This is a genomic window from Desulfocurvus vexinensis DSM 17965 (genome assembly GCF_000519125.1).
Lineage (GTDB): Bacteria > Desulfobacterota > Desulfovibrionia > Desulfovibrionales > Desulfovibrionaceae > Desulfocurvus > Desulfocurvus vexinensis.
On record NZ_JAEX01000007.1, the window covers coordinates 92,282 to 106,832 of the forward strand.

The window sequence follows — 14,551 nt, forward strand, 5'->3', positions numbered from 1 at the left end:
CCGACAATGACAGGAGAATCCATGCACGACGCCATCGGTTCCGCAGGGGCCAACCCCGTGTTCTTCGCCCGCCAGCCCGTGCTCGACGCCAAGCGCCGGGTCTGGGGCTACGAGCTGCTGGGCGGGGAGGTGCGCCAGGGCATCTTCCACCTCTTCCCCGGGCAGGAGGCCGCCACCAGCCTGGGGTCGAGCACCTATTTCGGCCTGCGCGAGGCCCTGGACCGCGGCAAGAAGGTCATGGTCGCCTTCGACGCCGCAGGGGTGCTGGCCGGGCTGCCCCGGGCCCTGCCGCCCCAGGGCGGCTGCCTGCGCCTGCACCTGGAGGGCAAGCCCTCGCCCGAGCTGCTGGCGGCCCTGGAGGCCCTGCGCGCCGAGGGCTACCTCGTGGCCCTGGACGTGGCCCCCGGCTCCCCGGCCCTGGGGGCCGCGCGGCTGGCCGACGTGCTCATCATGGAGCAGGGCCCCGGCGCCCTGCCCCCGGCCATGGCGCGGCTGGCCGCCAAGAAGGCCCAGACCCTGGCCCGGGGCGTGCGCAACATCGAGCAGTTCCAGGCCGCCCGCGACCACGGCCACACCCTGTTCCAGGGCCCGTTCATCAAGGAAGCCGAGCTGCTGCCCGGGCGCAAGCTGACCTCCAGCGAGGTCTCGCGGCTCAAGATGCTGCGGCTCATGGAAGCCGACGACCCCGACCTGGACGCCATGGCCGCCGCCGTCAAGGGCGATGTGGCCGTGAGCTTCCGGCTGCTGACCCTGCTCAACAGCCCGGCCTTCGGCCTGCTGCACAAGGTGGAGTCCGTGGACCACGCCGTGCGCCTGCTGGGCTGGGACAAGCTCAAGGGCTGGCTGCGAGCCGTGCTGCTGGCCGATATGGCCGGGCAGGGCGAGGCGCCCCAGGAGCTGGCCACCCTGTCCATGCAGCGCGGGCGCTTCCTGGAGATCATCACCACCGAGTACGACTACTGGGACTTCAACCCCGGGACCATGTTCCTGCTCGGGCTATTCTCCCTGCTGGACGCCATCCTGGGCATGCCCATGGCCGAGGTGGCCGGGCTGCTGCCCCTGGACGCCAAGCTCCAGGGCTCACTGCGCCGCACCCCGGGCAACGACCACGAAGGCCTGTTCCTGCTCATGGAGGCCCTGGAGGACGGCGACTGGGACGGCCTGCGCGCCCAATGCGCCCGCCTGGGCTTCGACCTGGAAACGGTCAAGGCCGCCTACGCCTCGGCGGTGCAGTGGGCGGACATGTTCCTGGCCGCGCGCAACTAGCCGGGGCGCTGCAAGGCGTCGCGCACGCCCCGCCCCGGTCGGGAGAGTGGTGGCGCGCCTTGTGACGCAGCGTGATTCCCGAAACAAACGCATTCGTGGAGCCAGCGGGGCAACTCGCTGGCTCTTGCGTCCGCGCAGGGAGGCGAGGCGGCGCAGGCCCGTTGGCGAAACCCGGCCTGGCTGAAGCGTCCGGCCTTGCCGCTGGTGCGCGGCGCATGGGGCCTGATGCGGATGCGCCGCAGCCGGGGCCTTGCGCAGGCCCGGACCGCCGCGCCCGGCGCTCCTGAGCCGCGCGCAGCGCCGCGTTCGCGCCCCGGCTTCCCGCCACGCGGCCCTGCCCGCTGCGCGCCGTCCCCCGCCGCACCCGGGCCCAAGCCCGAACCCTCGCCCCCTGCCACCCCGCGCCCACACCCCGCCCCGCACCCGCCACCCTGCGCCCCGGGCCCCGCATGCGCCCTTTCCCTGGGCCGCGAAATGCGCTATGCCCTGCCGATAGATTATTCCAACCCCTTGCATCCGAGGTAGATTTCCCATGAAACGTCGCGAGTTCCTGAAGAAATCCGGCATCGGCCTGGCCGCTGGCGTGGCCGCCGGGGCCGTGGCGGCCCCCGCCGTCCTGGCCAAGCCGTCCTTTTCCTGGAAGATGGTCACCTCCTGGCCCGCCGGGATGCCCATCCTGCAAACCGGCGCCGAGCGCTTCGCCAAGCTGGTGGACGAGCTGTCCGACGGCGAGCTGACCATCGAGGTCTACGCGGGGGGCGAGCTGGTGCCGCCCATGGGCGCCTTCGACGCCGTGTCCCAGGGCATGGTCCAGTGCTACCACAGCGCGTCCTACTACTGGGCGGGCAACCACCCCGGCACCCAGTGGTTCACCTCGGTGCCCTTCGGCATGAACACCGCCGGGTACAACGCCTGGTTCCACGCGGGCAACGGCCTGGCCCTGTGGGAGGAGCTGTACGCGCGCTTCAACCTCGTGCCCCGGCCCCTGGGCTCCACGTCCTTCCAGATGGGCGGCTGGTTCAACAAGAAGGTCGATTCCCTGGAGGCCCTCAAGGGCCTGAAGCTGCGCTTCCCGGGGCTGGCGGGCAAGGTCTACTCCAAGGCCGGGGCCTCGGTGGTCCTTCTGCCCGGCGGCGAGGTCTACACCTCGCTGGAGCGCGGCGTCATCGACGCCACCGACTGGGTCGGCCCCGTGCTCGACCTGCGCATGGGCCTGAACCGCGTGGCCAAGTACTACTACACCCCCGCCTGGCAGGAGCCCACGGGCTTCACCGAGGTGGTCTTCAACAAGGCCGCCTACGAGGCCCTGCCTGCGGACCTCAAGGCCGTGCTCGACGCCGCCGCCGCCAAGATGACCAGCGTCATGCTCGCCGAGTTCGACATCCAGAGCGCCCGCGCCCTGGCCGAAATCCGCGCCGAGGGCAAGGTGGAGATCGTCTCCTTCCCCGACGAGGTGCTGGCCACCTTCCGCACCCTGTCCGCCGAGGTGCTCGAAGAGGAGGCCGAAAAGGACCCCATGGCCCGCAAGATCCACGACGACTACAAGGCCTTCATGGCCGAGTGGCTGAGCTGGACGGCGGTCACGGACAAGGAATACTTCGCGCGGATGGTCTAGCCCCGCGCCGGGCCGAAAACCGAAGGGCCGCCGCTCCCCGGGGAGCGGCGGCCTTTCGCGTTGGGCGCGGGTGCCCCGGCGCCGGGCCGGGGTCAGCGCATGGCGGCGGGCAGCCACAGCAGCAGCTGCGGAAAGGCCACGCACAGCACAAGCACCAGGAGCTGGATGAGCACGAAGGGGATGATGCCCTTGTAGATGGCCCCCGTGGACACCCCCGGCGGGCACACGCCCTTGAGGTAGAACAGTGAGAACCCGAAGGGCGGGGTCAGAAACGAGGTTTGCAGGTTCACGGCGAAAATGAGCGCCAGCCACACGGGGTCGAACCCCGCCTCCACGAGCAGCGGCGCCACCACCGGCACCTGGATGAAGGTGATCTCGATGAAATCCAGGAAAAAGCCCATGACAAAGATGAGCGCCATGATCACCGCCAGCACGCCCCACTTGTCGAAGGGCAGCGCGGCGATGAAGTCGCGCACCAGGTGGTCGCCGCCCAGGCCGCGGAACACCAGCCCGAAGGCCGTGGCGCCCACCAGGATGATGAAGATCATGCTCGTCAGCCGCGTGGTGGACTCCATGACCTCGGCCAGCATCCGGCGGGTCAGGCGGCCGTGGGCCGCCGCCAGCCCCAGGGCGCCCACGGCGCCCACCCCGGCGGCCTCGGTGGGCGAGGCCACCCCGGCGAAGATGGTGCCCAGCACGGCCACGATGAGCAGCAGCGGCGGGCCGAAGGCCGCCAGGAGCTGCGCGGCCCCGGGCCCGGCCTGGGGCGCGGCGCAGGCGTCCGCCCCGCCGGAGAGCCCCGAAACCAACGGCGCGCGCTCGGGGTGCAGCCGCGCGTAGGCCAGGATGTAGACGATGTACAGCCCGACCATCATGAACCCCGGCACCAGCGCGCCGACGAACAGGTCGCCCACGGGCACGCCGATGATGTCGCCCAGCAAAATGAGCACGATGGACGGCGGGATGATCTGCCCCAGGGTGCCCGAGGCGGCGATGGTGCCTGTGGCCAGGGGGTGGGCGTAGCCGCAGCGCAGCATGGCGGGCAGGGCCAGAAGGCCCATGGTCACCACCGTGGCGCCGACGATGCCCGTGGAGGCCCCAAGCAGCGCGCCCACCAGGACCACCGACACGGCCATGCCCCCGCGCACGCGCCCGAAGAGCAGGCCCATGGACTCGATGAGCCGCGTGGCGATGCCCGAGCGCTCCATGGCCATGCCCATGAAGATGAACAGCGGCACGGCAGTGAGCGTGAAGTTGCTCATCACGCCCCAGATGCGCAGGGGCAGCAGGTTGAAGAAATCCAGCCCGAACCCGGCCACCCCGAAGATCAGGGACGTGCCCAGCAGCGTGAAGGCCACGGGAAAGCCCAGCAGCAAGAGCCCCGTGGCGGTGACGAAGAGCCATCCGGCCAGCGCGTGGTCCATGCTAGCGCCCCTTCCGGGGCGCGGTGCGCCCCGTGAGCACGAACAGGTTGCGCATCAAGAACGCCACGCCCTGCAAGGCCAGCAGCCCGAAGCCCAGGGGGATCAGCGCCTTGAGCACCCAGCGCGCGGGCAGGCCGCCGGGGTCCGGCGAGATCTCGTGCATGGCCAGGCTGAACTTCACGAAGGGTATGGAGGTCTCGATGACCAGCCAGCAGCCCGGGAACAGGAAGACCAGGCAGCCCAGCACGTTGATCAGCGCCCGGGTGCGCCGGGAAAAACGCTGGTAGAACACGTCCACGCGCACGTGGTCGTCGTGCAGCAGGGTGTAGGCCCCGCCCAGCAGGAACAGGGCGGCAAAGGCGTGCCATTCCAGCTCGCGCAGGGCGGTGTTGCTGTAGCTGAAGAAGTAGCGCAGGGCCACGTCGGCGGCGACCACCAGCACCAGCAGCAGCGAGAGCAGCTTCGCCGCGCCGCCTGCGGCCTGGGTGGTCTTGTCGATGGCCCGGAGAAGGGCGTCGAGCATGGGCAGGATCCTTGTCGGGCAATGGGCGCGCACGCGGCGCGGGAAAGCCCAATCGATTACCAGCCCCGCCCCGGGACCGCAACGGAAAAAGCGCCCGCCCGGGCCCCGGGAGTCCGGCGGCAGCGGGCGCGGGCGGGCCCAGGGCGCGGAGCCCCGGGCGACAGGAATCACGCTGCGTTACAGGACAGGCCCCCATCTCCCGGTTGGGGCGGAAGGTGGACAGCGTCTTGCAACTTTACACCTAGCGGCCCAGGGGCGGCGAGTTCCAGATGCGCTCGGCGTACTCGCGCACCGAGCGGTCGCTGGAGAACTTGCCCATGTTGGCCGCGTTGAGGATGGACTTGCGCGTCCAGGCCTCGGGGTCGTCGAAGAGCCGGTCCACCCGGCGCTGGGTGTCCACATAGTCGCGGAAATCCGCCAGCAGCATGTACCAGTCGCCGTGCTCCAAAAGCGAGTCCACCAGCGGGCGGAACAGGTGCGGGTTGCCGGGCAGAAAGGCCCCGGTGCCGATCATGTCCAGCACGCGGCGCAGCTCGGGGTCGCGGTCGTAGTATTCGCGGGGGTTGTAGCCGCCCCGGCGCATGGTCTCCACCTCGTGGGCCGACAGCCCGAAGATGAAGATGTTCTGCGCGCCGACCTCCTCCATGATCTCCACGTTGGCGCCGTCCAGGGTGCCGATGGTCAGGGCGCCGTTCATGGCGAACTTCATGTTGCCCGTGCCCGAGGCCTCCATGCCCGCCGTGGAGATCTGCTCCGAGAGGTCGGCGGCGGGGATGATCTTCTCGGCCTGGGAAATGCAGTAGTTGGGCAAGAACGCCACGCGCAACAGCCCCTGCATGGCCGGGTCGGAGTTCACGGTGTCGGCCACGGCGTTGATGAGCCGGATGATGAGCTTGGCCTGCTGGTAGCCGGGGGCGGCCTTGCCGCCGAAGAACACCGTGCGCGGGGTGTAATGCGCCCCGGGGTCCTCGCGGATGCGGTTGTACTGCGCCACGACGTGCATGACGTTGAGCAGCTGACGCTTGTACTCGTGCATCCGCTTGACCTGCACGTCGAACATGGTCTTGGGGTTCACGCCCATGTTGACCTTGCGCAGCACGTAGCGCGCGAAGCGCTTCTTGTTGTCCAGCTTGGCCCGCGCCCAGCGCTCGCGGAACGCGGCGTCCTCGGCCAGGGGCACCAGCTCGCGCAGCCGCTCCAGGTCCGTGACCCAGCCCGGGCCGATGGCGTCGGTGATCAGCGCCGACAGAGGCGGGTTGGCCTGGAGTATCCAGCGCCGGGGCGTGACGCCGTTGGTCACGTTGGTCAGCTTGTCCGGCCAGTGGCTGTGGAAGTCGTTGAACAGGCCGCTCTTGAGGATTTCCGAGTGCAGCGCGGCCACGCCGTTGACCGTGTGGCTGCCGACGATGGCCAGGTTGGCCATGCGCACGGTGCGCGTGTGGCCCTCGCCGATGAGCGACATGCGCGCCAGGCGTTCGCCGTCGCCGGGGTAGTGTGCGGCCACCTCGTCCAGGAAGCGGCGGTTGATCTCGAAGATGATCTCCATGTGCCGGGGCAGCAGGCGGCCCAGCAGCTCCACCGGCCAGGTTTCCAGGGCCTCGGGCAGCACGGTATGGTTGGTGTAGGCAAAAGTGCGGGTGCAGATGTCCCAGGCCTCCTCCCAGCCCAGGGCGTGCTCGTCGAGCAGCAGGCGCATCAGCTCGGGGATGGCGATGGCCGGGTGGGTGTCGTTGAGCTGTACGGCCACGTAGTCCGGGAAGCTGGCCATGGAGCCATGCAGCTTCATGTGGCGGCGCATGATGTCCTGGAAAGTGGCGGCGACCATGAAATACTGCTGCTTGAGGCGCAGCTCGCGGCCCTGCTCCACCTTGTCGTTGGGGTAGAGAACCTTGGTGATGTTCTCGCTGACGACCTTGCTCTCCATGGCGCCCATGTAGTCGCCGCGGTTGAAGTCCGTGAGGTCGAAGTCCTCGCTGGACTGGGCGGACCACAGGCGCATGTTGCTCACGTGTTCGCCGCCGTAGCCGGGGATGAGGATATCGCAGGGCATGGCCCGGACCTTCTGGGTGTCCACCCAGCGGCGGCGCGCCAGGCCGCGCGCGTCCTCGTAGGTTTCGGTGCGGCCATAGAAATGCACGTCGAACAGGTTCTCGCGGCGCACGATCTCCCACGGGCTGCCGTGGCGGCGCCAGTTGTCGCAGTGCTCCTCCTGCCAGCCGCCGACGATGGTCTGGTGGAAGATGCCGTAGTCGTACATGATGCCGTAGCCGTAGGCCGGGATGCGCAGGGTGGCCATGGAGTCCATGTAGCACGAGGCCAGCCGCCCCAGGCCGCCGTTGCCCAGGCCCGCATCCCACTCCTCCTCCTCCAGCTCCTCCAGCGAGAAGCCCAGCCCCTCCACCACCGGGCGCGTGGCCTCGTCCATCTGCATGTTGACCAGGTAGTTCATCAAGAACCGCCCGGGCAGAAATTCCATGGACAGGTAGTACACGCGCTTGACCATGGCGTCGTAGTAGGAGCGCTGGGTCTCGATCCACAGGGCGATGAGCCGGTCGCGCACGCTGTAGGCCAGGCCCTGGAAATAGCGGTATTTGTTCTTGGCCACGGGGTCGTTGCCCAGGCTGGAGACGATGTGCCGCTCGATGTCCCGGGCCAGGGTGTCCACGTTCTGGAAGCGTTCGAGGCGGGGGCGGGAATTCTTTTTCTCGGGCATGGCGATACCTCGTGCGCACGGCGCGACGCAGCGGTTTGCGGGGGACTACTCCAGCGAAAGTCACAGGTCGGGGGGGTTTCGTCAAGCCCGATTCGCCCGGCGGCCCACAGCGCTCCTGCGCCCTGGCCCCACGCCATTGTGCCAAACTGCACGCAGTCCATATTGCCCTTCCCTCCTGCTCCATTTTGGGGCATCATCCGTCAATTTTCCGGCTCACCACACCGCCAACACCCGCACGGAGGGCCCATGAACGTCGGCCAATATACTTTCGAGGAATTCAAGGAAATCGCCCGCAAGTTCCACGGCTACCCGGCCCCGGGCCTGCTCATCGGCGGCTACATGGTCGAGGAGGCCAAGCGCCGCCTGCCCGAGGGCACGCTGTTCGAGGCGCTGGTGGAAAGCGGCAAATGCCTGCCCGACGCCGTACAGCTGCTGACCCTGTGCTCCACCGGCAACAACTGGATGAAGGTCGAGAACCTGGGCCGCTACGCCGTGTCGCTCTACGACAAGCACACCGGCCAGGGCTGGCGCGTGGCGGTGGACCCGGCCAAACTCGACGCCTGGCCGGAAATCAGGAACTGGTTCATGAAGCTCAAGCCCAAGCGCGAGCAGGACACCGAGCGCCTCTTCGCCGAAATCGAGGCCGCCGGGCCGGACATCTGCTCCGTGGCCCCGGTGACCGTGGCGCCCAAGTACCTGGGCCACGGGCACATGAGCGCCATCCTGGTCTGCCCCGTGTGCCGCGAGGCCTTCCCGGGGGCGGACGGCGCCATCTGCCGCGCCTGCCAGGGCGAGTCGCCCTACGCGGCCCAGGGCCGCCCCGAGGACGCGCCCGCCCCGGCGCGCGCCGCCGGGCCCGCGCTGGCCGCCGTGCCCGTGGAGCAGGCCGTGGGGGGCCGCGCCCTGCACGACATGACCCAGATCATCCCCGGCCAGACCAAGGACGCCGCCTTCCACGCCGGGCAGGAGCTTTCGGCGGGCGACGTGTGCCGCCTGCAACAGATGGGGCGCTTTCGCGTCTACGTCGAAGGCGAGCACCCCGGGGACGAATGGGTCCACGAAAACGAGGCCGTGGAGGCCTTCGCCAAGCGCATGGCCGGGCCGGGCGTGGCCTATTCGCTGCCCGCCAAGGAGGGCAAGGTCAACTTCCGCGCCGAGTTCACCGGCCTGCTGGACATCGACCTGGACACCCTGACCCGCTTCAACATGGCCCCGGACGTGATGTGCGCCACGCGCAAAGCCGGGATGCTCGTGGAAGAGGGCAAGGAGCTGGCGGGCACCCGGGCCATCCCGCTGTACATCTCGCGCGAGAGCTACAGCCGCGCCCTGGCCGCCCTGGGCCCGGGGCCGCTTTTGTCCGTCTTGCCGCTGCGCAAGGCGCGCGCGGGCGTGCTGGTCACGGGCACCGAGGTCTTCAAGGGGCTCATCGAGGACAAGTTCGTGCCCATCGTGACCAACAAGATCGAGGCCCTGGGCAGCGAGGTCATCGCCAGCCGCATCGCCCCCGACGACCGCGAGGCCATCGCCGGGCACGTGCGCGAACTGCTGGCCCTGGGCGCGGACCTCATCGTGACCACGGCGGGCATGAGCGTGGACCCCGACGATGTGACCCGCCCGGCCCTGGAGGACTGCGGGCTGGAGGACGCCCTCTACGGCATGCCGGTGCTGCCCGGCACCATGACCCTGGTGGGGCACATCGGCCAGGCGCAGGTGCTGGGCGTCCCGGCCTGCGCGCTGTTCTTCAAGACCACGGGCTTCGACCTGCTGCTGCCGCGCCTTTTGGCGGGCAAGCGCCTGACGCGCGGCGATCTGGCCCGCCTGGGCGAGGGCGGCTTCTGCCTGCAATGCAGGAACTGCACCTTCCCCAAGTGCCCCTTCGGCAAGTAGCCGGGCGGGGGCGGCGGAGCGCCCGCCGCCCTCATGCAGCGCCGATACAACACGCAGTAGCGCCCCGGGCCGCAGGCGCATAGCGCAGCCAGGCCCGGGACGCTGCGGCGCGCGCCAAATCCCTTCCGGACTTGACGGACCATGCGTTCAAGTTATAAAGACATGCACCCGCGTCCGGCCCTCACCGTCCGGAGCGGGTGTTTCGCACACCGCAATTGGAGGCCCCATGCCGAAGGAAGACGCCATTGAAGTACAGGGCACCGTCGAGGAAGCCCTGCCCAACGCCACGTTCCGCGTGATGCTGGAAAACGGCCACGAGGTTCTGGCCCACATCTCGGGCAAGATGCGCAAGTTCCGCATCCGCGTGCTGCCCGGTGACAAGGTCACCGTGGAGCTCTCGCCCTACGACCTGACCCGCGGGCGCATCACCTACCGCCCCCGCTAGCCATATATTTCCGCGGCGCGAAAGGGCGGCCCCCCATGCGGGGAGCCGCCCTTTTTGGCGTGGCGCGCGCCTGCGCGCCCTAGAACAGGTCGTAGCGCAGCCCGAAGAATATCTCGTGGCTGGCGAGGTCGCCCTTGAGGCTGCCCCGGTCCAGCCCGTCCACGCGGGTGTTGGACCATTTGGCCTTGCCCAGGTCCACGTAGCGGTACAGCACGTCGAGGGTCAGGCGTTGGGAGGCGTGGAACCCGCAGCCCGCGCCCAGGGCCCAGGCGAAGCGCGAATAGTCCTTGGTATCACCCTCGTAGTCCTGGGCGATGCCCCTGCTGCGCACATCGTTGGTGGTGCGGTGGAAGGCCATGCCCATCCCGCCCAGCACATAGGGCGTGAACTGGCTGTCGTTGTAGAAGTCGAAGTAGCCGTTGAGCAGCAGCGTGCTGGCCCGGGCCTTGAGGTCCACGTCGTGGAGGTTGTTGTTCGTCGGCTTCTTGTCGAAGTCCATCCGGGAGCGATGGGTGTATTCGATCTCCGCGCGCACGGGCATGTCCAGCCGGTAGCCCAGGGCCACGGCCCCGGCGAAGACCGTGTCGGTCTTGCGGCTGTCGTACTGGTTGCTCACGTCGCCGCCGATCTGGGAATGGGCGGTGATGGAACTCAGGGCGCTCAGGGACGGCCCCAGGCGGAGCGCGCCGTAGACCGCCGACATGTCGGCCCGGGCCGGGCCCGCCAGGGGCAGCCCCAGGGCAAGGGCGCAGAGGATGAGCAGGGCTTTCTTCACGATGGCCTCCTGGTTTTTCGCAAGGCGTTGAGGATTGCGAAACGCTTTCGCAACCAGCGGGGCGCGGCGCGCCTGGACGCGCAGTCCAGCCGGGCGCCGGGGAAAGAGCCGGCATCCGCCGCTTTCGGGATGCGACCGAGCCCGCGCTCCGGCCAGGGCCGGGCGCGCCACCGGGGCGCTTCTGTGCAGGGGATGGCCGGACCGTAGCCCAAAAAACGGCCCGGGGCAAGCGCTCCGGGCCGTCCTGGTCCATCGTGGGGGAAAAAGCCCCGCCTTACTCCGCCCCCGCCTGCGCAAGCCAGGCGCGCACGTCGTCGATCTGCCGGGCCACGGGCCCGGGGCCGATGCCGCCGCTGGCCTGGCGCCGGGCCACCGCCGTCTCGTAGCGCAGGGCCTCGAAGGCGTCCTGGCCGATGAGCGGCGAGAAGCCCTGCAACTCCGCGAGGCTCATGTCCTCCAGGCGGAGACCCTTGGCCTCGGCGTAGCCCACGCAGGCGCCCGTGACGTGGTGCGCCTCGCGGAAGGGCAGGCCCTTGCCCACGAGGTAGTCCGCCAGCTCCGTGGCGTTCAGGAAGCCCTGGGACAGCGCCTCGCGCATGGGCCCGGGGTTGAAGCGCATGGCCGCCAGCATGTCGGCCATGATGGCCAGAGAGGCGCTCACCGTGCGGTCGGCGTCGAAGAACGGCTCCTTGTCCTCCTGCATGTCGCGGTTGTAGGTCAGGGGCAGGCCCTTGACCAGGGTCAGCAGCGCCGTCAGCGCGCCGTAGACCCGCCCGGTCTTGCCGCGCATGAGCTCGCACACGTCGGGGTTTTTCTTCTGGGGCATGATGGACGAGCCCGTGCTGTAGGCGTCGGGCAGGGTCACGAACCCGAAGCGCGGGTTGGCCCAGATGATCAGCTCCTCGCACAGCCGCGACAGGTGCGCCATGCACAGCGAGGCCGTGAACACCGCCTCGATGACGAAATCGCGGTCGCTCACGGCGTCCATGCTGTTGGCGAACACCCCGGCCATGCCCAGCTCGTCGGCCACGGCCCGGGGGTCCAGGGGGTAGGTCGTGCCCGCCAGGGCCGCCGCGCCCAGGGGGCACACGTCGGCCCGGCCCAGGCAGTCCCCGGCGCGGGCGTGGTCGCGCATGAACATCTGGGCGTAGGCCAGCAGATGCTGCGCCAGGGACACGGGCTGCGCGGGCTGGAAGTGCGTGCAGCCGGGCAGAAGCGTCTCGCGGTGCTCCTGGGCCCGCTCGGCCAGCACGGCCACCAGCCGCGCCGCCAGAGCGCGCCAGTGTGCCAGGCGCGCGCGGACGTGCAGGCGGAAGTCCAGGGCCACCTGGTCGTTGCGGCTGCGCCCGGTGTGCAGCTTGCCGCCCAGCGGGCCGATGAGCTCCGTCAGCCGCGCCTCGACGTTCATGTGCACGTCTTCGCGCTCGCGGCGCCAGACGAATTCCCCGCGCGCGATCTCGCCCAGCACCTGCTCCAGCCCGGCCACGATGGCCTCGGCCTCGTCGGCGGTGAGCACGCCCTGGCGGGCCAGCATCCGCGCGTGGGCCTGCGAGCCGCGCACGTCCACCTCGGCCAGCGCACGGTCGAAGCTCTGCGACTCGGTGTAGGCTTCCACGCTGGCGGCGGTGCCCTCGGCGAACCGCCCGCCCCACAGCTTGCCGTCGGCCATGGCTATTTGCTCCTGGTGGCGAAGCCGCGCAGGCGCAGGCCCTGCAGGGTGATGAACCCGGCGGCGTCGGCCTGGTTGTAGACCTGGTCGGTCTCGAAGGTCGCCAGGTCGTGGCTGTAGAGCGAATACGGCGACTTGCGGCCCGTGGGCAGCACGTTGCCCTTGTAGAGCTTCACGCGCACCGTGCCCGTGACGCGCTGCTGGGTCTGGTCCACCAGGGCCTGGAGCGCCTCGCGCTCGGGGGCGAACCAGAAGCCGTTGTAGACCATCTCGGAGTAGCGCACGGCCAGCGAATCGCGCAGGTGCATGGCCTCGCGGTCCATGGTGATGCCTTCCAGGTCGCGCCGCGCGGTGAACAGGATGGTCCCGCCCGGGGTCTCGTACACCCCGCGCGCCTTCATGCCCACGAAGCGGTTCTCCACCATGTCCACCCGGCCCACGCCGTGGCGCCCGCCCAGCTCGTTCAGGCGGTGCATCAGCGCCGCCGGGCTCAGGGCCTGGCCGTTCACGGCCACGGGGTTGCCCTGCTCGAAGTCGATGGTCAGCTCCTCGGCCTTGTCCGGGGCCTGCTCCACGGGCACGCTCATGGTGTAGGACAACTCGCCCGGGGCGTTCCACGGGTCTTCCAGCTCGCCGCCCTCGAAGCTGCAATGCATCAGGTTGCGGTCACAGCTGTAGGGCTTGGCGTGGGACATGGGCATGTCGATGCCGTTGGCCGCCGCGTAGGCCAGGCAGTCCGAGCGCGAGGTCAGGTCCCACTCGCGCCACGGGGCGATGGTCACCAGCTTGGGGTCCAGGGCGGCGGCGGCCAGCTCGAAGCGCACCTGGTCGTTGCCCTTGCCCGTGGCGCCGTGGGCGATGGCTTGGCAGTTCTCGGCGTGGGCGATGTCCACCAGCCGCTTGGCGATGAGCGGGCGCGCGATGGAGGTGCCCAGCAGGTAGCGCCCCTCGTACACCGCCGCCGCGCGCATCATCGGGAAGATGAAGTCGCGGGCGAACTCCTCCTGGAGGTCCTCCACGTAGGCCTTGGTGGCGCCCGTGCGCAGGGCCTTGGCCTCGATGCCGTCCAGCTCCTCGCCCTGGCCCAGGTCCGCCGTGAGCGTGACCACCTCGCAGTGGTAGGTGTTCTTCAGCCAGGCCAGGATCACCGACGTGTCCAGCCCGCCGGAATAGGCCAGCACGACCTTCTTGATATCCCTCATGGTCAACCCTCGTCTCGCCCTATTCGGCGGTGAAAATCCATTCCATGATCGCCTTCTGCATGTGCAGACGGTTCTCGGCCTGATCGAAAATGATGGAGCGCGGGCCGTCGAGGACCTCGGCGCTGACCTCTTCGCCCCGGTGGGCGGGCAGGCAGTGCATGACCCAGGCCTGCGGGTCGGCCACCGAGAGCAGCCCGGCGTCCACCTGATAGCCCGCAAAGGCCCGCTCGCGGCGCTTCTGCTCCTGCTCCTGACCCATGGAGGCCCACACGTCGGTGTTGATGTAGTGCGCGCCCTCGCAGGCCTCGCGCGGGTCGCGCAGCAGCGTCGCCCGCGCCCCGCGCGCCCGCGCCGCCGCCAGCACCGCCGGGTCGGGGTCGTAGCCCTCGGGGCAGGCCAGGCGCAGCTCGAAGCCGAACAGGGCCGCCGCGTTGAGGAACGAATGGGCCATGTTGTTGCCGTCGCCGACCCAGGCCACGCACAGCGACGCCAGGTCCGGCGTGCGCTCGTACATGGTCAGCATGTCGCTCATCACCTGACAGGGGTGGTAGAGGTCCGACAGGGCGTTGATGACCGGGATGCTCGCGTGGCGCGCCAGCTCCTCCAGCTTGTTCTGGCCGAAGGTGCGCACCACCAGCCCCCGGGCGTAGCGCGAGAGCACCCGCGCGGTGTCCGCCAGGGGTTCGCTGCGCCCGAGTTGCGATTCGGCGGGCGTCATCAGCAGCGAATCGCCGCCCAGCTGGCGCACCCCGACCTCGAAGCTGACCCGCGTGCGCGTGGAGGCCTTCTCGAAAATCAGGATCACCGTCTCGCCGCGCAGGATGTCGCCCCGGTGGCGCGTGCGCTTCATCTCGTCGGCCCGGCGCACCAGCGCCCAGGCCGTGGTTGCGTCCAGGTCCAGGATGCTCAAAAAATGCTTGGGCATGGGTCGTCCTCTCTCTTCGGTGCTTGCCTCTGCGGCAGCGAAGGAAACGATCAGTTAACCCCAGCCCCAACCGTTTGTAAACCCCTGCGCCGGGGCCGGGGCCGGGG

General features: G+C 69.6%; 11 protein-coding genes. 4 read left to right on the forward strand and 7 right to left on the reverse strand.

Annotated elements, in window-relative coordinates:
• Positions 1-21 precede the first annotated feature (21 nt).
• Positions 22-1,266, forward strand: coding sequence for an EAL and HDOD domain-containing protein (locus G495_RS0108230; protein ID WP_028587422.1), 1,245 nt, complete (start codon positions 22-24; stop codon positions 1,264-1,266).
• Between the two features lie 532 nt (positions 1,267-1,798).
• On the forward strand, positions 1,799-2,881 hold the full coding sequence (locus G495_RS0108235) for a TRAP transporter substrate-binding protein (RefSeq protein WP_028587423.1): 1,083 nt from the start codon (positions 1,799-1,801) through the stop codon (positions 2,879-2,881).
• A 92-nt stretch (positions 2,882-2,973) separates the two neighbouring features.
• On the opposite strand, the gene G495_RS0108240 is transcribed toward G495_RS0108235, so the two are convergent.
• The 3 genes from G495_RS0108240 to G495_RS0108250 all read right to left on the reverse strand — a co-directional run bounded on the left by G495_RS0108240 (position 2,974) and on the right by G495_RS0108250 (position 7,541).
• Positions 2,974-4,305, reverse strand: coding sequence for a TRAP transporter large permease (locus G495_RS0108240; protein WP_028587424.1), 1,332 nt, complete (start codon positions 4,303-4,305; stop codon positions 2,974-2,976).
• Between the two features lies 1 nt (position 4,306).
• Entirely contained in the window at positions 4,307-4,828 is a 522-nt protein-coding gene (locus G495_RS0108245; RefSeq protein WP_028587425.1) for a TRAP transporter small permease subunit, read from the reverse strand.
• A gap of 241 nt (positions 4,829-5,069) precedes the next feature.
• On the reverse strand, positions 5,070-7,541 hold the full coding sequence (locus G495_RS0108250; protein ID WP_051445195.1) for a glycogen/starch/alpha-glucan phosphorylase: 2,472 nt from the start codon (positions 7,539-7,541) through the stop codon (positions 5,070-5,072).
• A 246-nt stretch (positions 7,542-7,787) separates the two neighbouring features.
• Here G495_RS0108250 and G495_RS0108255 point away from each other — a divergent pair, with 246 nt between their 5' ends.
• Both G495_RS0108255 and infA read left to right on the forward strand, forming a co-directional pair.
• Positions 7,788-9,428: an FmdE family protein gene (locus G495_RS0108255; RefSeq protein WP_028587427.1), complete on the forward strand. Its 1,641-nt coding sequence runs from the start codon at positions 7,788-7,790 to the stop codon at positions 9,426-9,428.
• Between the two features lie 226 nt (positions 9,429-9,654).
• Positions 9,655-9,873, forward strand: a complete 219-nt coding sequence (infA, locus tag G495_RS0108260; RefSeq protein WP_028587428.1) for a translation initiation factor IF-1 — start codon at positions 9,655-9,657, stop codon at positions 9,871-9,873.
• A gap of 79 nt (positions 9,874-9,952) precedes the next feature.
• On the opposite strand, the gene G495_RS20340 is transcribed toward infA, so the two are convergent.
• The 4 genes from G495_RS20340 to argF all read right to left on the reverse strand — a co-directional run bounded on the left by G495_RS20340 (position 9,953) and on the right by argF (position 14,444).
• Complete coding sequence (locus G495_RS20340) at positions 9,953-10,648, reverse strand: outer membrane protein (protein WP_051445196.1); 696 nt, start codon at positions 10,646-10,648, stop codon at positions 9,953-9,955.
• A gap of 274 nt (positions 10,649-10,922) precedes the next feature.
• Entirely contained in the window at positions 10,923-12,317 is a 1,395-nt protein-coding gene (gene argH, locus G495_RS0108270; protein WP_028587429.1) for an argininosuccinate lyase, read from the reverse strand.
• Between the two features lie 2 nt (positions 12,318-12,319).
• Positions 12,320-13,519 carry an argininosuccinate synthase gene (locus tag G495_RS0108275; RefSeq protein WP_028587430.1) on the reverse strand — a complete coding sequence of 400 codons (1,200 nt, stop codon included), beginning with the start codon at positions 13,517-13,519 and terminating at the stop codon, positions 12,320-12,322.
• A 19-nt stretch (positions 13,520-13,538) separates the two neighbouring features.
• A complete protein-coding gene (gene argF / locus G495_RS0108280; RefSeq protein ID WP_028587431.1) occupies positions 13,539-14,444 on the reverse strand; it encodes an ornithine carbamoyltransferase in 906 nt (301 codons plus the stop codon).
• Positions 14,445-14,551 lie beyond the last annotated feature (107 nt).